Source organism: Agrobacterium sp. H141, assembly GCF_057158725.1.
In genome coordinates this window covers 1,447,221-1,468,293 of sequence record NZ_CM169893.1, presented here as the reverse complement: position 1 = coordinate 1,468,293, position 21,073 = coordinate 1,447,221, and the positions used below count along the sequence as shown (strand labels likewise).

At 59.1% G+C, this 21,073-nt stretch carries 19 protein-coding genes; 9 read left to right on the top strand and 10 right to left on the bottom strand.

Annotated elements, in window-relative coordinates:
- Positions 1-31: 31 nt before the first annotated feature.
- Entirely contained in the window at positions 32-376 is a 345-nt protein-coding gene (locus tag ACWPM9_RS06705; protein WP_484757178.1) for an Atu4866 domain-containing protein, read from the bottom strand.
- 34 nt (positions 377-410) lie between these two features.
- On the bottom strand, positions 411-548 hold the full coding sequence (locus ACWPM9_RS06700) for a hypothetical protein (RefSeq protein WP_428187404.1): 138 nt from the start codon (positions 546-548) through the stop codon (positions 411-413).
- Positions 549-741: 193 nt separating this feature from the next.
- On the opposite strand from ACWPM9_RS06700, the gene ACWPM9_RS06695 reads away from it, so the two are divergent.
- Entirely contained in the window at positions 742-1,647 is a 906-nt protein-coding gene (locus tag ACWPM9_RS06695) for an AraC family transcriptional regulator (protein WP_484757177.1), read from the top strand.
- A gap of 2 nt (positions 1,648-1,649) precedes the next feature.
- On the opposite strand, the gene bglA is transcribed toward ACWPM9_RS06695, so the two are convergent.
- Positions 1,650-3,290, bottom strand: coding sequence for a beta-galactosidase BglA (gene bglA, locus ACWPM9_RS06690; protein WP_484757609.1), 1,641 nt, complete (start codon positions 3,288-3,290; stop codon positions 1,650-1,652).
- Positions 3,291-3,497: 207 nt separating this feature from the next.
- Between bglA and ACWPM9_RS06685 the strand changes: the two genes are divergently transcribed.
- Positions 3,498-4,562, top strand: a complete 1,065-nt coding sequence (locus tag ACWPM9_RS06685) for a glycosyltransferase family 4 protein (protein ID WP_484757176.1) — start codon at positions 3,498-3,500, stop codon at positions 4,560-4,562.
- 4 nt (positions 4,563-4,566) lie between these two features.
- On the opposite strand, the gene der is transcribed toward ACWPM9_RS06685, so the two are convergent.
- The 3 genes from der to ACWPM9_RS06670 form a co-directional block, all read right to left on the bottom strand.
- Complete coding sequence (gene der, locus ACWPM9_RS06680) at positions 4,567-5,988, bottom strand: ribosome biogenesis GTPase Der (RefSeq protein WP_428187407.1); 1,422 nt, start codon at positions 5,986-5,988, stop codon at positions 4,567-4,569.
- Between the two features lie 32 nt (positions 5,989-6,020).
- Positions 6,021-6,692 carry a tetratricopeptide repeat protein gene (locus ACWPM9_RS06675; RefSeq protein WP_428187408.1) on the bottom strand — a complete coding sequence of 224 codons (672 nt, stop codon included), beginning with the start codon at positions 6,690-6,692 and terminating at the stop codon, positions 6,021-6,023.
- A gap of 102 nt (positions 6,693-6,794) precedes the next feature.
- Positions 6,795-7,382, bottom strand: coding sequence for an NnrU family protein (locus ACWPM9_RS06670; RefSeq protein WP_484757175.1), 588 nt, complete (start codon positions 7,380-7,382; stop codon positions 6,795-6,797).
- Positions 7,383-7,507: 125 nt separating this feature from the next.
- Here ACWPM9_RS06670 and ACWPM9_RS06665 point away from each other — a divergent pair, with 125 nt between their 5' ends.
- On the top strand, positions 7,508-8,500 hold the full coding sequence (locus ACWPM9_RS06665) for a polysaccharide deacetylase family protein (RefSeq protein ID WP_484757174.1): 993 nt from the start codon (positions 7,508-7,510) through the stop codon (positions 8,498-8,500).
- A gap of 63 nt (positions 8,501-8,563) precedes the next feature.
- On the opposite strand, the gene sbmA is transcribed toward ACWPM9_RS06665, so the two are convergent.
- Both sbmA and ACWPM9_RS06655 read right to left on the bottom strand, forming a co-directional pair.
- Complete coding sequence (sbmA, locus tag ACWPM9_RS06660) at positions 8,564-9,811, bottom strand: peptide antibiotic transporter SbmA (RefSeq protein WP_484757173.1); 1,248 nt, start codon at positions 9,809-9,811, stop codon at positions 8,564-8,566.
- A gap of 218 nt (positions 9,812-10,029) precedes the next feature.
- Complete coding sequence (locus ACWPM9_RS06655) at positions 10,030-11,214, bottom strand: YbfB/YjiJ family MFS transporter (RefSeq protein ID WP_484757172.1); 1,185 nt, start codon at positions 11,212-11,214, stop codon at positions 10,030-10,032.
- A 157-nt stretch (positions 11,215-11,371) separates the two neighbouring features.
- On the opposite strand from ACWPM9_RS06655, the gene ACWPM9_RS06650 reads away from it, so the two are divergent.
- Positions 11,372-11,602, top strand: a complete 231-nt coding sequence (locus ACWPM9_RS06650) for a hypothetical protein (RefSeq protein ID WP_484757171.1) — start codon at positions 11,372-11,374, stop codon at positions 11,600-11,602.
- A gap of 122 nt (positions 11,603-11,724) precedes the next feature.
- Here the strand turns inward: ACWPM9_RS06650 and map are convergent, their stop codons facing one another.
- Entirely contained in the window at positions 11,725-12,474 is a 750-nt protein-coding gene (map, locus tag ACWPM9_RS06645) for a type I methionyl aminopeptidase (protein WP_484757170.1), read from the bottom strand.
- A 28-nt stretch (positions 12,475-12,502) separates the two neighbouring features.
- Positions 12,503-13,579, bottom strand: a complete 1,077-nt coding sequence (locus tag ACWPM9_RS06640) for an LLM class flavin-dependent oxidoreductase (RefSeq protein ID WP_484757169.1) — start codon at positions 13,577-13,579, stop codon at positions 12,503-12,505.
- Between the two features lie 218 nt (positions 13,580-13,797).
- Between ACWPM9_RS06640 and ACWPM9_RS06635 the strand changes: the two genes are divergently transcribed.
- The 5 genes from ACWPM9_RS06635 to ACWPM9_RS06615 all read left to right on the top strand — a co-directional run bounded on the left by ACWPM9_RS06635 (position 13,798) and on the right by ACWPM9_RS06615 (position 21,008).
- A complete protein-coding gene (locus ACWPM9_RS06635) occupies positions 13,798-14,571 on the top strand; it encodes a 3-hydroxybutyrate dehydrogenase (RefSeq protein ID WP_484757168.1) in 774 nt (257 codons plus the stop codon).
- A 57-nt stretch (positions 14,572-14,628) separates the two neighbouring features.
- Positions 14,629-16,098 carry a xanthine dehydrogenase small subunit gene (xdhA, locus tag ACWPM9_RS06630; protein WP_484757167.1) on the top strand — a complete coding sequence of 490 codons (1,470 nt, stop codon included), beginning with the start codon at positions 14,629-14,631 and terminating at the stop codon, positions 16,096-16,098.
- A complete protein-coding gene (gene xdhB / locus ACWPM9_RS06625) occupies positions 16,098-18,461 on the top strand; it encodes a xanthine dehydrogenase molybdopterin binding subunit (RefSeq protein ID WP_484757608.1) in 2,364 nt (787 codons plus the stop codon). Before xdhA ends, xdhB begins: the two co-directional genes overlap by 1 nt.
- 4 nt (positions 18,462-18,465) lie before the next feature.
- A complete protein-coding gene (gene xdhC, locus ACWPM9_RS06620) occupies positions 18,466-19,257 on the top strand; it encodes a xanthine dehydrogenase accessory protein XdhC (protein ID WP_484757166.1) in 792 nt (263 codons plus the stop codon).
- Between the two features lie 170 nt (positions 19,258-19,427).
- Positions 19,428-21,008, top strand: coding sequence for a sulfotransferase family protein (locus tag ACWPM9_RS06615; protein ID WP_484757165.1), 1,581 nt, complete (start codon positions 19,428-19,430; stop codon positions 21,006-21,008).
- Positions 21,009-21,073: the final 65 nt, after the last annotated feature.

Here is a 21,073-nt window from a genome sequence, read left to right as displayed (position 1 = left end):
CCTCGCCCGTCGCCGCAACATCTATATTCGCTCAGTCGCGGTGCAAAACCATGCCGGCGTGATAAAGCACCCCGCCCCGGAAATCGCCGTCAGCGGTAAAGCCGGTATCGTCGACATAGTCGATGTGATCGCCACTCACCGCATAACGTCCCTCATATGCACGCTCCCGTGCCCCCCGTGCTTCGACATAGCGTCCATTGGGGAGCAGTTCGTGACGGATATGCCCGTCCTCGGTGGTCCAGAGCCCCACATAGGCCTGAGATTGTTCGCTGGTCATTTGTCTCTCCTTGGAAGATGCGAATGGGTCGGACCGCCAGACATGTTTTCCGTCCAGGCTCACGATTGTGAGCATCAGGATGAAGGTGAACGCTGCCATTGTTGCGGCAAAACCGATGAGACTATCCGGCCCCCTAGCCATTCGGCTCGTACCGGGATTCTGTGGCGTCGCGATGGCTGCGGATACGGCTCATCACACGACGCGAGAACTTCGCGCCTGTTTTCAGGATCCAGCGGAAAGGACTTTCCAGAATGCACTGCATTGCGGCCATGGCTGTTCTCCATATCAGACCCGCCCTGTTTGGCGGTGTTGATCATATGGGGAAAGCCTCGATGAGGTGATAGAACATATCTCCGGCAAGATTGCACATTCCTCCAGAACTGCATCTGCTTGCATTCAAAACGGTCAACCCCACTTATATGCTCTTCCAGCCACAGGAACTGGACCGTCTACCGGAGAAGAGCATGAGCATTGCCCGCGATATCGCTGAAATGATTGCACAACACGCCGCCGAAGACGGGATACATGCGACCAGCATACCGCGCTTGTCGCTTGTTCGAATGTCGAAGCAGACGGAACCTGTCCACACGGTACAGACACCATCCATTTGCATGATCGTACAGGGACGAAAGCAGCTGATGCTTTGCGAACAGGTGATCGATTACGGACCGGGCAAACATATCGTCATTTCGGTCGACGTTCCGATCATTGGCCAGATCATCGAAGCAACGGATGATGCACCCTATCTTTGCCTGCGCCTCGACCTCGATCTGTCTGTTTTGAGCGAACTCGTGCTGGCGATGGACTGGACCACGACGGAGATCAGCAGTACCGGCTGCAAGGCCATCGGCATTGGCGAGACCTCAGAGGAACTTCTGGGGGCGGCCCACCGGTTGGTCAGCCTGCTGGATGCGCCGGACGACGCGCCCTTCCTTGCCCCGATCATAGAGCGTGAAATCCTCTACCGCCTGCTGAAGAGTGAGCATGCAGGCCTGTTACGCCAGATCCTCACGCCCAACAACCGCCTGCAAAACGTCAATCGTGCGATCGGTTGGATCAAGGCGAATTTCCAAAAACCGCTGCTGATAGAGCATCTGGCGGGCGAAGCGCGCATGAGTGCATCATCGCTGCACGAGCATTTCCGTCAGGTCACCAATATGAGCCCGCTGCAGTATCAAAAACAGCTACGCCTTCAGGAGGCCCGCCGCCTGATCTTCGCGCACGGCATGGACGCGGCAACAGCCGGCCGCCGCGTGGGCTACGATAGCCCATCGCAGTTCAGCCGCGAATACCGGCGGCAATTCGGAGCGCCGCCCCTGCAGGATATCGGGCGTCTGCGCGTCCAGCCGGAGCGCTACACCGAAGCCTGAAATCAGACCCGGGCGCAGAAACAGTCGAGGCTATCGAGCGAAATCTCATGGCCCTTGATTGTGGCCTGCGATCCCGGCATCGGCACAACATCCCTGACAGTCAGGCCCTTGGGCAGATGCTCCACCTGCGGTCCGCGACGCAGATTGAAGACGAACAGCAGTTTTTCCTCGCCCTTGCTGCGAACAAACGTCAACAGATCCTCGGTGATGTCCAGAAACTCGATATCCCCGTCACGCAATGCTTCATGCTCACGACGAAACGCCAGCGTAGCGCGGTAATGGGCCAGAACCGATTCCGGGTCTCCGTCCTGGTCCTTGACCGCCAATGCCTGATGCGCATCGGGAACCGGTAGCCAGGGCGTACCGCTGGTAAAACCCGCATGCGATTTGCCAGCATCCCAGGGCATCGGCGTGCGGCATCCATCCCGTCCCTTGAAGCTTGGCCAGAAACGGATCCCGTAGGGGTCGCGCAGATCCTCGAATGCAAGCTCTGCCTCCGGCAAACCGAGCTCTTCGCCCTGATAAAGGCAAATCGAGCCTCGCAGTGTCGCCAGGACAGAAATGGCAAGCTTGGCAATATCCGCACGTTCGCTCTCATGTTGCATGAAGCGGCTGACATGGCGGTTGACGTCGTGGTTGGAAAAGGCCCAGCACACCCAGCCATCGGTCACCGCCGCCTGGAACGCTTCCACGCAGTGTCGGATATGGCTTGGCGTAAAATCGGGGCCTAACAGGTCGAAAGTGTAGCACATATGCAGCTTGTCGCCGCCGCTGGTATAGTCTGCCACGGTCTTCAGCGACCGTGCACCGTCGCCCACTTCTCCAACCGTGGTGCGCCCCTCGTATTGATCGAGCAACGCCCGGAATTTCTTCAAAAAAACAACGTTTTCCGGCTGTGTCTTGTCATGCAGGTGATGCTGCATGCCATAGGGATTGACGTCCGGTGCATCGAGGCCGGCATCGTCGCTATCGGGCACATGAGGTGGATTGTCCCGCAATTCCTTGTCATGAAAATAGAAATTCACCGTATCGAGACGAAACCCGTCCACGCCGCGATCGAGCCAGAACTTCACTGTATCGAGAAGCGCCTCCTGGACGGCAGGATTGTGGAAATTGAGATCGGGCTGCGATGTGAGGAAATTGTGCATGTAATACTGCTTGCGCACCCCATCCCATTCCCAGCCCGGTCCGCCAAAGATCGAAAGCCAGTTATTGGGCGCAGTGCCATCCTTCTTCGGATCGGCCCAGACATACCATTTGGCCTTGGGGTTATCCCGGCTCGACCGGCTTTCGACAAACCATGGATGCTTGTCGGATGTGTGCGAGATGACCTGGTCGATGATCACCTTTATGTCGAGGGAATGGGCCTTTTCCATCATCTCGTCGAAATCGGCCAGCGTCCCGAACATCGGATCGACATCGCAGTAATCGGAAACGTCATAGCCCATGTCCGCCATCGGCGATGTAAAGAACGGCGACAGCCAGATCGCATCGACGCCCAGCGAGGCAATATAGGGCAAGCGTTGGGTGACCCCCTTCAGGTCGCCGATGCCGTCTTTGCTGGTGTCCTGAAACGAGCGTGGGTAGACCTGATAGATCACCGCACCGCGCCACCAGTCTTCGCTGGCCTGGGTCTGCGTCATCGATTTCTTCGGGGATGTTCTGGACATGGCGGGGCTCCGTGGGAGGGTTCCTGAGCGACGTGACGAATCGGCGGCTAGCCGACACTATAGAAGAACCGCACCGCAGCACGATGGTTCCCGTTCAAGGGGGCTGACCGGCCCTGACATCAAACTGTAACAACAACATCACATAAGGGTCGGACCATCCGCGAGGAGGCTGCGCACCGCATGCCAAGATTGACGATCGTAACCGACGCCTGGCACCCCCAGGTCAATGGTGTGGTCCGCACCATTGAAAACACCAATCGAGAACTGGCGCAAATGGGCGTCGACGTATCGATGATCACGCCGGAACGCTACCGCAGCATCCCCATGCCCACCTACCGCGAGATACGACTGTCGCTGGCGACCTATGGGCAGGTTCGCAAGGCCCTTGAAGATCAGAACCCCGACTATCTGCACATCGCCACGGAAGGCCCGCTTGGTCTGATGGCGCGTGCCTGGGCATTGCGAAACGGCAAGGCCTTCTCGACCAGTTACCACACCCGATTTCCCGAATATGTGGCAGCCCGCTTCCCGGTCCCGCTCAGCTGGCTTTATGCCTATGTGCGCTGGTTTCATGGAAGAAGCGGCGCCTGCATGGTGGCAACCGAGAGCCTGAAGAAGGAACTGGCAGGCAAGGGGCTGACCAACCTGCGCATCTGGAGCCGCGGTATCGATACCACGCAGTTTCACCCGCAAGCTCAGGAGGTTGCACCCTTCGATCTCCCCCGCCCGATCTTCATGACGGTCGGCCGCGTGGCGGTCGAGAAGAACCTGTCGGCCTTTCTCGAACTGGATTTACCGGGTTCAAAGGTCGTGGTCGGCGATGGCCCGGCACGCGCCGATCTGCAGGCGCGCTATCCGGATGCCCATTTCACCGGGGTGAAATTCGGCAAGGAGCTGGCCGACGCCTATGCGCAGGCCGATGTCTTCGTCTTCCCGTCGAAAACCGACACCTTTGGCAACACCATTCTGGAAGCGCTGGCATCCGGCGTTCCTGTGGCCGCCTTCCCCGTCACGGGTCCTATCGACATCATTCCAAAGCACGGCATGGCCGGCGCGCTGGATCAGGACCTGCGTGCAGCCTGCCTGAATGCTCTGGATCTATCGAGAACGGCCGCCCGTCACCTGGCAGAAAGCTATTCCTGGCGTTCGGCGTCGCGCCAGTTTTACGACAACGTCATCGCAGCCGTTCAGACCCGTCGCGAAAAGACCTGCCGCACGACGGCCCGTCAGCCCGGAAAGGCCTGACGGGTCAGCGCTTCTTGCGACGATTGGCGAAGGGGTTGTCTGCTGCCTTGTAATGGATGCGGATCGGCACACCGGGCAGATTGAAATCTGCGCGCAAACCATTGATCAGATAACGCGTATAGCTTTCAGGCAGTGAATCCGGTCGCGTGCAGGAAATCATGAAGGCCGGCGGGCGGGCCTTGACCTGCGTCATGTATTTCAGCTTGAGGCGACGACCCGATACGGCCGGTGGCGGATGCTGGGTCTGCTGACTGTCCAGCCAGCGGTTCAGCTTGGCCGTCGATACACGCTGGTTCCAGACACGGTCTGTATCGACGATCGACTGCATCAGCTTTTCAAGCCCGTAGCCGGTCTGTCCGGACATCGGCACAGCACGAATGCCGCGTGCCTGCGGCAAAAGCCGCTCGGTCTTTTCGCGCAGTTCTGCCAGAACCTCCTGCGGGTCCTCGACCAGATCCCACTTGTTGAACGCCAGCACAGCGGCACGACCTTCGCGCAGCACCAGATCGACGATCTGGATGTCCTGTTTTTCAAACGGAATGGTCGCGTCAAAGACGATGACCACTGTTTCTGCAAAACGGATGGCGCGCAGCGCATCGGCAACGGAAAGCTTTTCGAGCTTTTCCTGAACACGCGCCTTGCGACGCATGCCGGCGGTGTCGAACATCTTGATGATGCGGCCACGCCAGTCCCATTCAACCGAGATGGAATCACGGGTGATGCCGGCTTCCGGACCGGTCAGCAGACGGTCCTCGCCGATAAAACGGTTGATCAGCGTCGACTTGCCGGCATTCGGACGACCGACGATGGCAACCCGCAACGGCTTGGTCTCGTCGTAGACATAGTCTTCGTCGTCCTCGTCCGTTTCCGACCGCGGCAGGGTGACATCCGTTTCAGCTTCTTCGAAGTCCTGCGGCGGAAACGCCCTGTCCTCACCCAGAGCCTCAACGATCGCATCGCGCAGATCGATCATGCCGCCGCCGTGCTCAGCGGAGATAGGGCACGGATCGCCAAGCCCAAGCGTAAAGGCATCGTAGAAACCGGTGTCCGACCCCCTGGCTTCAGACTTGTTGGCAACGAGCACAACAGGCTTGCCCTTGCGCCGGATCATCTCCGCCATTTCCTGGTCGACCGGGGTCAGCCCCATCTTGGCATCAATGACGAACAGCGTCAGATCGGCCTCTTCAATGGCAAGTTCCGTCTGGGCCCGCATACGGCCCTGCAGGGTATCGGGAGCGGCTTGCTCGAGACCGGGAGTGTCGACGATACGGAATCTGAGGTCGACCAGCTTGGCTTCCCCCGGACGTCGGTCGCGGGTCACACCGGGCGTGTCATCGACAAGCGCCAGCTTCTTGCCAGCCAGACGGTTGAACAAGGTGGATTTACCGACGTTCGGACGACCGACGATGGCGATGGAGAAGCTCATTTCAGTCTTCTTTCTAGCTCACCAGCAAGCGCTTACGAGGCGCCCTGGGATGCAATGATGTCGTCCAGCAGCATCTGCGCGCGGCTGCGGACATTACCCGGCGTTTCCGGGTCTTCTGTAATTTGTTCGAACCATTCGCGCGCACGGCCAAATTCACCGGCCTTGTAGGCGGTAAGCCCAAGGGCTTCGCGCGCCGAATGACGCATCGGATTTTCAGGCACAGCCATGACTTCGACTTCGGCTGAGACCCGGTCATAGTCACCGCTGTCAATGAGCAGCCATGCAGAACGAAGACGTGCCACATCGCGGATGGCATCCGGGGCAGACGTATCCTTGGCAATAGCGTCAAAGCCGCTGACCGCTGCATCGGTATGGCCCTGTTGCGCCTGAATGGTGGCAGCGCGCATTTGGGCAAGCACCGGATAGGAACCGTGGCCATCCTTCTCAAGAGCTTCGAGCGCGGCCAGCGCCTCGTCATTCTTGCCGTCCTTGGAAAGCTTGAGCGCCGCCAGAAAGCGGTCGCCGGAACCGGAGGCCTGAGTATTCAGCCAATACTCATAACCGCGATAACCGGCAGTGCCGACAACGATCAGCAAAGCGAGACCGATGATGATCTTGCCAAAACGGCGCCATACATCCTTGACCTGATCGGAACGGAGTTCCTCATTCACTTCGCGGATAAAGCTGTCGTTTTCATCTACCATGTCATTCTCCGGCTGGCCGCCTGCAGTATTTTGAGATCGAAACGGCCTTCTAGCGACAAATCCAGCCGGTTGTAAGGGGGCTAGCGCTAAAAGCGCCTATATTTAGAGGCTCATCGCCGGCAATGGCGCGACGTTGAATAACAATTCATGCAGCTTGAGGATGAAAGCAAGCCAGACGACGACGCCGAGAACGAGTGCAAGCAGGTCATAACGCGTGGAAACGAAAGGCCTGAGCGTGATCTCTCCGGCGCGCTGACGGCGCTTCAGGGTGATGCGCATGAAGACGCCCCATGCCAGGAAAGCACCGAACATGATGACCGAGGCCAGATCGCCATTGGCAAGCAGGTGGGCGGTTGCCCAGATCTTGATGGATAGCACCATGGGATGCTTGGTCTTGGTGGCGATATGGCCGGCCGGCAAAACTGCCGCCACAAGACAGACCATGGCAAACAGCATCAGGGTCAAGGCGATATGCGCTGTCCAGACGGGCGGGAACCACAGATTGACGGTCGGCGCCTGGCTGTAGCCGTAGACGATAACCGCAATCGACACGATGCTGACGAGCGAATAGACGGCGCGCCAGCCTTGCACGCCGAGCTTGGCAATCATCGAGGTGCGCGCACCCGGTGCAAAACTGCGCAATGAATGCGTTCCGATAAACATCAAAACACCGATAATGAGAATGGCCATTTGTCCTCGCCCCTGGGTCAGGTTTCCAAGGCTTGGCATAAAGCGCCCGGAGGTAAATTTCCAGCCGTTTCAAAGCTTGGCCGCAATTCAGTGGCACCGAGGCCGCCAAACATTACGAGGTGCCCATGTCGCGTTCTCTCTACGCCCTCTCCGTCCTTGCGCTCAGCATCGCTTCGCCGCATGCCACGAAAGCTGCCGACCCGCAGAAACAGCTGGTGCTGATTTCCTTCGATGGTGCCGGCGACAACAAGCTGTGGGACAAGAGCCTTGCCATGGCAAAGGCAAGCGGTGCCCACTTCACCTATTTCCTCTCCTGCACAAACCTGATGACGCGCCAACAGGGCGCCGCCTACAAGGCGCCCGGCATGAAGGCCGGACGCTCCAATGTCGGCTTTGCCGTGTCAACCGAAGACGTGCGCACGCGCCTCGACCATATCTGGAACGCCCATCTGCAAGGCCACGAAATCGCCAGCCACGGCTGCGGTCATTTCGACGGCAAGGACTGGACCAAGGCCGATTGGCTGAAGGAAATGCGCAGCTTCGATAATGTGGTTCTGAACGCCTGGCAGACAGCCGGCATCGCGAACAAGGAACCGGAAGGCTGGCGCGACTTTGCAACGCACGGCATCAAAGGCTTTCGCGCACCCTACCTCTCCACCAGCGACAGCCTGCACGCAGCCGAACGCGAAGCCGGCTTTACCTTCGACGCCAGTCTCGTCACCAACGGACCGCAATTGCCGGACACGGAAAAAGGAATGACCGCCTTCGGCCTGCCCCTCATTCTCGAGGGACCGAAGCAACGCCGCATTATCGGCATGGACTACAATCTGTTCGTTCGCCACTCCGCCGGAATGGACAATCCGTCCCGCACCAGAGAGTTTGAGGAGCGCGCCTATCAGGCCTTCCGCGCAGCCTTCGACGAACAGTATGACGGCGACCGCATCCCACTCCAGCTCGGCTTCCACTTCGTCGAAATGAACGCCGGCGCCTATTGGCGGGCCCTCGACCGTATCGTGAGCGAGGTCTGCGGCATCAAAGATGTAGCCTGTGTGAGTTATTCCGAGGCCATGCAGTCCGTCAATGCGGAACGGCAGGAGCCAAAGAGCGTCAGCCAATAACGAAAAATCCCGACGCCAGGACGCCGGGATCTTCCATGTTCAAAAGTGGACAAAGCGAAACGCTTACTCGCCCTTCTCCAGATATTCCTGATCGAGATCCGGCAGCGGCTCGTTGTCGATTGCCGCTTCGAAAGCACGAAGACGTTTGTAGATCGACATCAGCTCCACCACCGTTGGCCACACATTGACCAGATACTGGAACGAGTTGGACACCTGACCGAAGGCCGTCGCGATCTGCTGGTAGATACCATAGGTGATCTTTACCGCCACGATCGTCGGCACGAGGAAGAACAGCAGAAACAGATTGTCCGCCTGTCCATAGAATGAACGTGCGAAGTTGAAGTAGAGATAGTGGAAATAAAGGCGGAAATAATTCGTGCGCACATGGCTGTACAATTCACGCACCGTCATCGGCTGGGCGCGGTCAGCATTATCCTCCCCGTAGACGAGCTCTTTACGATAGGCCGCTTCCACCCGCTGGTTCTTGAACTCAAGGCCCGGCAGTTTGATGCCGACGACGGCGAGCAACCCCGTACCGAACACTGACCACACAAGTGCAAGCCAGAACAGGCTATGTGGAATGGCACCCAGGATCGGTAGATCGGTCACGTATTGCGACAGCGAAAACAGGATCGGCAGGAACGCAATCAGGGTCATCAGGGCGTCGATCAAAGACACACCAAGTCCCTCGAAGGTCGATGCAAAACGCATCGTGTCTTCCTGCACACGCTGTGAGGCACCTTCGATATAGCGAACGCGCTGCCACTGAGACATGTAGTAATTGTTCATCGCGGTGCGCCAGCGGAAGACATAGTGACTGACGAAGAAACGAACGACGACAAAGACAATCACGTTCAGGAAGGCGATCCCCATGAACAACACCATCAGGTCGTAGAAGTTCTGCGCCGTAATGCCTTCCTTGCCGGCAAGGGCATTCTGCAACAGGTCGCCGAATGGCCGCCGCCAGTTGTTGATGGCAACGGACACCTGGACACCGAAATAGGTGGTGAAAATGATAAAGGCCGAGCCCCAGATCGACCATATACGCCAGGGTTGGTCCTTGGCATAAAACTGCCAGAACAGGCCGAAACTCACGGTCCAGACGAGAGCGTAGAGATAGAACCAGAGATAATCCCGCGTGACGAAGAAGCCCAGACTGATGGACGGGGCTTCATCCGCACCCAGTGGCGGCATACCCAGCGCGGTCCCCATCTGATCTCCGTAGAAAAACCAGATGAGAACAGACAGCAACGTCCAAATCGCGGCTGAGGAAAAGAACAGTTTCGGCTTTGGGAAGAATGATTGAAACACAGGCGGGGCACTTTCATGCAAGAGCGGCGAAGACAGGGCAAGCCCTGTCAAACTTCTTGAGTGCCGTGAAACTAAGGCAGAATTTATTCGCCAGCAATGGCAACAATCCAACCTTGCAACATTGTAATGTCATCCGCGCTTTTTGCGTGTGCACGCGCGGAGTTTGAACGAACGCCCGGCGATCGTTTGCCCCGTGAAATGCCGCATATCAGGGGATATCAGTCGGCCAACCGCCTGTAGACCGGGACAACCAGCAGAACGCACAGACAAAGTGCAACCGCTGCAAGCACAGTCGCAACTGTAAAGCCACCGGTCGCCTGCGCCACCCATCCAGCCACAAGCGGCCCGACGATCTGACCGACACCGAAGGACGCTGTCATGAAGGCAAGCGCCCGGCGGGGACTTTCAGGCGCCAGACGCCGCCCGATTCGAAGACCATAGGCCGTGATCATCACGAAGGTCGCGCCAAGTGCTGTGCCCCCGATCATCGGTGCCATCGATGCGGGAAGGACGACAGTCGACATCACACCCGCAGCTTCCACCAGGAGGCCGGTGATATAGGCGCCAGCCAGCCCGATCCGGAGCATCACAGGACGCCACACAAACAGCGAGATGGCAGCAGCGATACCGGTCAGGAACCAGGTCAGGAACTCGACCGTCGGTCCGGCGTCGCCCATACGCGCCATGGTGACGATAAAGGTGGCGGTGATGACATAGCCAAAGCCGAACACACCGTAAGAAAGCGTAACGAGGACCAATGGCAGGCGCCAGACGAGCGGTGGCTCGCGAACCACGCCCGACGGAATATGCGGTGCATGCGGAAGGTAACGCCACACAAACAACAGCAGCAAGATCGTGATACCGGCACCATAAAGCCAATCGGTGCGCCAGAGGCCAGGATCGCCACCGCCGTGAAGCGCTGTGACGAACACCATCAGGGAAGACAGCGCGATGCCCATGCCGACACCGCCGAAATGCGTGGCTTGCGCATGTTCGCTGCCACGCGCTGCCGCATGCGCGAGGACAATCGACGAAATGAAGATCATGGCAAAGGCGCTGGCGATACCGGCCACGAACCGGATGGCGATGAAAACCACCACGCTGCTGGTGACCCCCATGGCCGCCAGCATGAACGAACTGACAAGCAGCGCCAATAGCCCCACCAATCGTTCGCGGCCCGCCGCCCAGCCATAGGCTGCCAGAATGGCACCAGCCAGATAACCGACGAAATTTCCAGCGGCAATCAGCCCTGCCTCTGCCGATGACAGCGGAAGATCGGCCATCATGCCCGGAAGAATAGGGGTGAATACAAAACGTCCGAAACCCATGGCGGATGCCATCGCCACGGCACCCGCAAGCGCGGTGCCAACCAGTCCAGTGTCGCCCGTTTTGATGATCGTCATGGCCGGGATATCGCACCCGGTCCCCAGACTGACAAATCATAAATTCTGATGCCGCCATTCATGCGACTGAAGAGCATCGGCGATGGAGCAAGCCGTTGATGACTTGTTCTTGGCGCAAAATCCGCTACTGGAGGGGAAAAATTCAAAGGAGCATCCCATGAGCGACCTGACCGTGCAGCAGGCAACCGACGCCATCTACGTCTCGATCAACAATGACAATGAAGATATCGACGCCCATGTGGCAGCACTGAAAGCCGCCATGGCTCGCGAAGGTGCCAGGGAAGCTGTGTTCGAAACAAAGAAACTGGCCGTGCCAAACCGCCAGGGTCGCAAGATGATGCAGTCCTACTTCCGCAAGAAGGGCATCACCGTCACTTTCACGGACTGACCTATTGGCGCGCTGACCACGTTCCCCGCTTTTGACTCTCAGTCGAAGCGGGGTCGGCCTGCTGCACCGTCATTCGGGATAACAGAGGCCGAGTTTCAACTCGGTGGCAAACCGCGCCTGTCTCAGTCCACCATGGTTACGACCAGCGGGCCGTTGCGGGTCACGACCACCGTGTGCTCGAACTGCACGGTTGGTGCCTTGGGACTGGAATAGAGCGTCCAGGGATCGTCACCATCTTCCGCCCATTGACCGCCGATCGACAGGAACGGTTCGATGGTGAAGACAAGCCCCTCCTCCATGATCCGGGTCTCGTCGGGATCGGGCCATGTGGCCAGTTCCTTCGGCTCCTCGTGCAGCGAATAGCCAACGCCATGGCTGGCGAGATTGGAAATCAGCGTGTAGCGGTTCTTCCTGGCGAAGGTGCCGATGGAATTTCCGATACTGGCAAGCGGCTGACCGGTTTTCACCTGGTTGATACCGACCCACATGGCCCGTTTGCCATCGCGCAACAGGCGTTCCATCTTGGATGTGGTTGGCGGCACCGCAAAGGACGCGCCAGCATCGGCGAACACGCCGTCTTTCTCGGCTGACACATCGATATTGACGATATCGCCGGCACCGATCACCCGGTCGCCGGGAATGCCGTGCGCCACTTCCTCATTCACACTGATACAGGTCGCGCCGGGAAACTCGTAACAAAGCTCCGGCGCCGAGCGCGCGCCATTGTCTTCCAGCAGCTTGCGACCGATCTGATCGAGCTCAAGCGTGGTGATCCCCGGCCTCAGTGCCTCGCTCATCGTCTTGATGGCAAGCCCGCACAGCCGTCCGATCTCCTTGAGCTTCTGCAGTTCGTCGTCAGTCTTTACAATCATGGTTTTCCCGTCCGGATGAGACTTGGCCTCACCCGGTCTGTTTTTCGTCGGCGCCCGCTTTCGCGTTCTTTGCCTTCTCGGTCAACGCCTTTCTGACAATCGGCGCCACTTTGGTGCCGAACAGCTCGATGGCCCGCATCAGTTCCTTGTGCGGCATCAGGCCTATGGCCATCTGGATCAGGAAACGGTCGTTCTGGAAGATGTCGTGATGAGCGATGATCTTTTCGGCCAGCGTTTCCGGATCGCCGACGAAGATCGCGCCATGGGGTCCGCGCTGCATATCGAAATGCGCCCGCGTCATGCCCTGAAAGCCGCGTTCGCGACCGATCCGGTTCATCACGGCAGCCTGGGGCTCGTAGAAAATGTCGGCGGCCTGCTCGGTCGTGTCGGCCACAAAGCCGTGCACATTGATCGAGGTCTTCAAGGTCGCCGGATCGCGCCCCACCTTTTCAGCCGTCTTGCGATAGAGCTCGAACAGCGGCGCAAAGCGACGTGGCTCGCCGCCAATGATTGCAAGCGCCAGAGGCAGGCCGAAATAGGCAGCCCGCGCGACCGAATTGGGTGTGCCACCTACGGCAATCCACAGCGGCAGCGGATCCTGAAAAGGTCGTGGATAGACTGGAAGACCTGGGATCGGTGCCCGCGTTTCGCCAGACCATGTCACGGTCTCATTGTCGCGCAGCTCCATCAACAGTTTGAGCTTTTCGTCAAACAGCTTGTCGTAATCGTCGAGTTCATAGCCAAACAGCGGGAAGCTCTCGATGAACGATCCGCGACCGGCCATGATTTCAGCACGACCGCCCGACAACAGATCGACCGTCGAATATTGCTGGAACACACGCACCGGATCATCCGATGACAGCACGCTTACGGCGCTGGTGAGTCGGATATTCTTGGTCTTGACGGCAGCCGCTGCCAGAATGGTGGCGGGAGACGAGGCCATATAGTCAGGCCGGTGATGCTCGCCAAGGCCGAACACATCGAGCCCCACCTGGTCGGCAAGCTCGATCTCCGCCATCAACTCGTCCATGCGCCGCTTGGCCTCTGCGCCCTTGTTGGGCGCGTCCGGGTCGACATCTGCGAAGGTATAAAGGCCAAGTTCCATGGGGTTTCCTCGTCTGTGAAAGCTTTGCAAACAGATAGTGCAGCAGCCCTCCACCGCAAAGGCCGGATACAGAAACAGTGCGTCACTGGACCTTTCGGCAACTGCGTTATGCCCGTGACGATGCCAAATACCGGATTGCGCCGGAAACCCGTTTCCGCTTAACCTCCCAGTCTATTGCGGCGCAACACAGCGCTCCAGTTTCGGGGGGAACAGATCACATGCCAAAAACAGTCGTCGTCACCGGTTCGACCAGCGGTATAGGGCTTGGCATAGCAAGGGCCTTTGCAGCGGACGGCGCCAACGTGATGATCAACGGTTTTGGCGATCGAAGCCAGATCGAAGAGATCCGCAAGGGTCTGGAAAGCGGCGGAGGCCGCGCGCTCTACCATAGCGCAGATATGACGAAGCCGGACGAGATCGCCGACATGATGGCGGAAGCCGCCGCCCAATTCGGGATGGTCGACATCCTCGTCAACAATGCCGGAATCCAGCATGTGGCACCGGTCGAAGACTTTCCCACCGACAAATGGGATGCCATCATTGCCATCAATCTGACCAGTTCCTTTCACACGATGAAAGCAGCGATCCCGGCGATGAAGGCGAAGAAATCCGGTCGCATTATCAATATCGCATCCGCCCATGCGCTTGTCGCCTCTCCCTACAAGGCGGCCTATGTGGCAGCAAAGCACGGCATCATGGGTCTGACCAAAAGTGCTGCCCTCGAGCTTGCCGAATTCGGCATCACCGTAAACGCCATCTGTCCGGGTTATGTACTGACACCGCTGGTCGAAAAGCAGATTCCGGACACCGCCAAGGCCCGCGGCATATCCGAGGCCGAAGTCAAATCGGACGTCATGCTGCGACTGCAGGCCACCAAGGAATTCGTCTCCATAGATGAAGTGGCGGCCACAGCGCTGTTCCTGGCAAGCGACGCCGCCAGGCAGGTTACCGGCACGCATATCTCGATTGATGGCGGCTGGACCGCGCAGTAGACTGATTAAGACAATGCGAAAAAGACCCCGCCATCCGGGCGGAGAAGAGGCAAGGGCATGAGTGACAGCATCCGTTTCATTTTGAATGGCGAGGACATCGCACTCACCGATGTCGGATCGACGGAAACGCTGCTGGACTTCCTCAGGCTGCGACGCCGGTTGACCGGCACCAAGGAGGGTTGCGCGGAGGGCGATTGCGGCGCCTGTACCGTGCTGGTCGGACGCCTTGCCGATGGCAAGCTCTGCTATGAAACCGTCAATGCCTGCATCCGTTTTGTCGGCTCCTTGAATGCGACCCATGTGGTGACGGTTGAGCATCTGGCCGCAAAGGACGGCACACTTCACCCGGTCCAGCAGGCCATGGTTGACCAGCACGGGTCACAATGCGGTTTCTGCACGCCGGGCATTGTCATGTCGCTCTACGGTTTGTGGCTGACGGCCAGCAGCCCGTCTCGCGCCGATATCGAACGCGCTTTGCAAGGCAATCTCTGTCGCTGCACCGGCTACGAGCCGATTGTGAAGGCCGCCGAACAGGTGGCAGCCCAGCGTCCGTCTTCGCTCTTCGATCCGATTGAGCGCGACCGTGCCGATATAAGCGCGCGCCTCTGGTCCCTGTCAGACGGACGAACCATCGCCATGAACAGCAATGGCGGACAGCTCGTCGTGCCGGGATCGGTTGATGACCTGGCCGAGATACTCGCTCAACAACCAAAGGCGACAATTGTGGCCGGAGCAACCGATGTCGGTCTCTGGGTCACCAAGCAGATGCGTGACATCGATCCTGTTGTCTTCGTCAATCATCTCCCGGAACTGCAAACGACGACTGTTTCGCAAGAGGGCATCACCATCGGCGCTGGCGTCACCTATGCGCAGGCATTTGCGACACTGGGCCGCGAAATTCCAGCCATCGGCCGCCTGATCGACCGCATCGGCGGACAACAGGTGCGCAATATGGGCACCATCGGCGGCAACATCGCCAACGGCTCCCCCATCGGCGACACGCCGCCTGCCCTTATTGCATTGGATGCGAGAGTGACCTTGCGCAGCAAGGCCGGCAGCCGAACGATCGCGCTCGAAGATTATTTCATCGATTACGGCAAGCAGGACAGGAAAGAGGGCGAATTCGTCGAAAGTGTCTTCGTTCCAAGGCCCGCTGCCAAACTTCACTACGCGGCCTACAAAATCTCCAAGCGCCGCGACGAGGATATCTCCGCACTCTGCGGTGCATTCCTTCTTGGGCTTAATGACGAGGGCACTGTCGACACCATCCGCATCGCGTTCGGGGGGATGGCCGCGACACCGAAACGCGCGAAAGCCGTGGAAGCCGCCTTGATCGGACAGTCCTGGACCCAAGCCACTGTCGACGCAGCACGAACAGCCTTTGAGGAGGATTATCGACCGCTCACCGACTGGCGCGCCACCGCCCAGTACCGAACGCTGACAGCCAAGAACCTGCTCACCCGGTTCTTCCTGGAAACCTCGGGCCAGGGCCAGGAATTGCAGCGTTTTGCGCTGGAGGAGGCATGATGGACAAGAGCCCCATAATCGACAAGGCCGCCTTTATCGCCGCCACGGATATCAAAGGCCCCATGCATGCGGCGCGCGCCCATGATTCAGCGCATAAGCATGTCGCCGGCACCGCGGAATATATCGACGACATTCCCGAACCGGCCGGCCTGTTGCATGGTGCCATCGGCATGTCAGATCGGGTTCATGCAGAGATCGTCTCGATGGATCTATCCGATGTCGAAAGCGCTCCGGGTGTTGTCTGCGTGCTGACATCGAAAGATGTTCCCGGCGTCAATGACATCGCCTCGGGAACCCATCACGATGAACCGCTGCTGGCCGACAAGACGGTCGAATTTCACGGTCAGGTGATGTTTGCCGTGGTTGCCGAAACGCGGGACGCCGCACGGCGCGCTGCGCGCCTCGCAAAGATCCAATATGCCGACCTGCCCTTCTGGACGGATGTGGAAGGCGCAAAGACCAACGGATCGCCGCTGGTGACACCCGGAATGGTTCTGAAGCGCGGTGATCCGTTAACCGAACTGGATAGCTCCGACCATCGCCTGAAGGGCCGGATGGTGATCGGTGGTCAGGAACATTTCTACCTCGAAAGCCACATCGCCATGGCCGTGCCGGGCGAGGATGACGACGTCACCGTCTGGTCCTCCACACAGCACCCCTCCGAGATCCAGCATATGGTGGGCCATGTGCTCGGCATTGCCTCCAACGCCATCACCGTCAATGTCAGGCGCATGGGGGGCGGCTTCGGCGGCAAGGAAACGCAAGGCAACCAGTTTGCAGCCCTTGCCGCGATTGCAGCCAAGAAGCTGAACCGCGCTGTCAAATTCCGCCCCGACCGGGACGAGGACATGACGATGACGGGCAAGCGTCACGATTTCGTCGTTGATTACGACGTCGCCTTCGATAGCGCGGGTCGTATTCACGCGGTGGATGCCAATTTCGCCGCCCGCTGCGGTTACTCCGCCGATCTCTCTGGCCCCGTGACGGACCGCGCCTTGTTTCATGCGGATTCAAGCTATTTCTTCCCCCATGTGAGGCTCACCTCCGAACCGCTTAAAACCCATACGGTTTCCAACACGGCCTATCGCGGCTTCGGTGGTCCTCAAGGCATGGTGGGTGGAGAACGGATCATCGAGGAAATCGCCTACGCTGTCGGCAAGGACCCTCTCGAAATCCGCAAGCTGAATTTCTATGGCGAAGCCGGTTCGGGGCGCGACATCACCCCCTATCATCAGGCAGTGGACGACAACATCATCGCCCGCGTCGTCGATGAACTCGAAACCTCCTGCGACTATCAGTCCCGCCGTCGGGAGATCATCGCGTTCAACAAGACGAGCCCGGTGATCAAGAAGGGCATTGCACTCACGCCGGTCAAATTCGGCATCTCCTTCACCATGACTGCCTTCAATCAGGCCGGCGCCCTGGTCCATGTCTATCAGGATGGATCGATCCACCTGAACCATGGCGGCACGGAAATGGGTCAGGGCCTGTATATCAAGGTGGCCCAGGTGATCGCCGATTGCTTTCAGGTCGATATCGACAAGGTCAAGATCACCGCGACCACCACGGCCAAGGTGCCGAACACCTCGGCAACGGCCGCCTCCTCGGGCTCTGATCTCAACGGCATGGCCGCCTATGATGCTGCGCGCCAGATCAAGGAACGGCTTCTGGCCTTTGCCGTCAGGCACTACCAGGTGCCGCCGGACGAGGTCGAATTCATGCCCAACCGCGTGCGCGTCGGCGAGGAGGAAATTCCCTTCCCGGATTTCATCAACAAGGCCTATTTCGCCCGCGTCCAGCTGTCTGCTGCGGGCTTTTACAAGACGCCGAAAATCCATTGGGACCGCGCCGCCGGACGGGGAACGCCCTTCTATTATTTCGCCTATGGCGCCGCCTGTACGGAAGTCTCGATCGACACGCTGACGGGAGAATATCTGATCGACCGCACCGACATTCTCCACGATGCCGGCAAGTCGCTCAATCCAGCCATCGATATAGGCCAGATCGAAGGCGGCTTCGTGCAGGGCATGGGCTGGCTGACAACGGAAGAATTGTGGTGGGACGACAAGGGTCGCTTGAGAACCCATGCGCCGTCCACCTACAAGATCCCGCTTGCCTCCGACCGCCCGAAGATCTTCAACACAAAGCTCGCGACCTGGTCTGAAAATGCCGAACCCACCATCGGCCGCTCCAAAGCCGTCGGCGAACCACCCTTCATGCTGGCAATTTCAGTGCTGGAAGCCCTATCCATGTCCGTCGCCAGTGTCGCCGATTACAAGATCTGCCCGAAGCTGGACACTCCGGCAACTCCCGAGCGGATATTGATGGCCGTGGAGCGATTGCGGAACGCAAGCGGTGCCTGAAAGGATGGCGAACACGCTCCCGACCTTCCTGTCGACGCACCCCGATACCGTCCTCGTCGAGATTATCGGCGCCAAGGGGTCCACGCCGCGGGAAGCAGGCGCCTTCATGGTGGTGGCGGAAGAGGCCTGCTTTGGCACCATTGGCGGTGGGCAGCTGGAGTTCATGGCAATCGACCATGCCCAGGCTTTGCTGCGCGGAGAGGACAAGCCGCTGGAACTCGATATCCCGCTCGGTCCCGAGATCGGCCAATGCTGTGGCGGCAGGGTGGCGCTTTCGTTTGAGCGCGTGGATATGCTGGTGGCGGCGAGGCTTGTGGCCAAGGATCTGGCGGAGCGCGAAGAGGACCCCGATGTGTTCCTGTTCGGTGCCGGCCATGTTGGGTTGGCATTGGCGCAGGCACTGGCGCCCCTGCCCGTCCGTGTGACCATTGTGGAGACCCGCCCCATTGCAGAAACGCTTCCCGCCGGCGTCAATCTTCGCCATATTGCCATGCCCGAAGCCGAAGTAGCGTCAATTGGCGCAGGCGGTGCGGCAATCATCCTCACCCACGATCATGCGCTGGACTTCCTGATCGCCAACGAGGCGCTGGCCCGGGAAGACCTTGCCTATGTCGGCATGATAGGCTCGACCACAAAGCGCGCCACCTTTGCCTCTTGGCTTGCCCGGGAGGGCGTACCCGAAGCCAGGCTGGAGCAACTGATACTCCCGATCGGCGGCAAAACGGTGAGGGACAAGCGGCCGGCCGTGATCGCGGCCATGGTTGCCGCTGAACTGATGGCAGCGCTCGCGCGCTGAACTGCGATTGTCCCAACGGCAGCCACCTACATGCCCGCGCGAAAGGCCCGGACAAGCCAGAACGACCAGTGTGAGGCTGAATGTCCATGGAACCATGGCTTAAGCACTTCGCGGTGCCACCTCCATGTGACCCTGAAGCTCTCGAACGTCCAAACGGGAAGGAGAAAACGATGAATCACGCAAGTCGTCCGGTAGCGGCTCTCGCCCTTTTGAACGAACTCGCCAACGGCCAGAGCTCAGAGACCAGCAGGACGAAACCGGAGCTGACGTCCAAGCAACGGTCTGGACAACTGTTGCAGACTGCCATCCTGTGCCGCGCCCGGCGCGACTATGATACCGCAGCCAGGCATCTGTTGGAGGCAACGGAACTAGATCCGTTGAACGCAGAACTATTCTTCCTGCTCGGCACGACACTCCACCAGTGCGGCAAGCCCCAGCTCGCCCTTCGTGCCATGCGGCAGGCCTCGGAACTGGCCCCTGAAAACGCATCGGTGCTGACCAATCTAGGCCGCATTCTGCTGGATCTGGAACGAGATGAGGAAGCAGAAACGATCCTCCGCTCCGGCCTGGAACAGGCACCCAACGATCCTGTTATCCTCAGAATGCTCGCCACACTGCTTCGCGACAAGGGCGATGGCCCCGGCGCACGTTGCCTTTGGCTGCATCTGCTGACGCAGCAGCCGGCAGATGCGGAGGCGCGATACAATCTTGCCCATGGCCCGGATTTCCATCCGGATGCGACCTGGATTGCCGAGACGGAACGGCTGGCGAAAAAGACCTCGGATGCAACGGACTGCGCCATGCTCCTCTTTGCCCTGTTCCGCGCCCATGAAAGGTCTGACAACCCTGATCTGGCCTTTGCGGCCCTTGAGCGCGGCAATCAGGTGTGCCGATTGAGCTTTCGTCATGCCCCTCAGATCGAGGAAGCGCTGTTTGCGGCACTGCAATCCCACTTCGATGCCGCCTATTTTCAAGCGCCGCCACGGGACGACCAGCGATCGCCGATCTTTATTGTCGGCATGCCACGATCCGGCACCTCGCTTGCAGAACAAATACTTGCCAGCCACCCCTGCGTTCATGGCGGCGGAGAACGAGCGGAATTGACCGAACTGGTGGTTGAGTACCTGGCAGATCCCAGGCACCCTCGATTAATGCTCGACGGGTTCGAACCGCATGCACCCAAAGCAAGCATCATGGCAGACCGCTATCTTACGGCACTGAGACAGGTCGCCGGCGGCAAACCGCGCTTCACCGACAAGATGCCGCTCAATTTTCGCTGGATCGGTATCATCAAGACGCTCTTTCCAAACGCACGGATCATCCACTGCACCCGCCCGCCCATTGAAAACTGCATGTCGATCTATGCCAGCCTCTTCGGCTCCGAAGGCAATCGCTATGCCTATGAGCAGCAGGAACTGGGTCGCTATTATGCCGCCCATGTCCAGTTGATGCAGCACTGGACAAATGTGCTGGGAGAAGATCACATCCTGCATTTCGATCTGACGGCACTAAAGCAGGACCAGGACGGGCAAACACGCCGCCTCCTCGAGTTCTGCAGCCTTGAATGGTCTGACGCCTGCCTGTCGTTCGAGCGCACCAACCGCGCGGTAAAGACCCTCTCGGCGGCCCGCGTACGTGAGGGTCTCGACCGCTCGAAGGATCGCCGGACGGAAATGTTCAGACCCTTCCTGGCTCCCTTGGAGGCGACCCTTCGGGACGCGCGCATCGATCCTGACCATCACTGGAATTGATTCTCGAAGCAGGCGCGAGTGCCGCACGGGATTTGCCACTGCTGGAGCACTGAAGCCGCAATCAT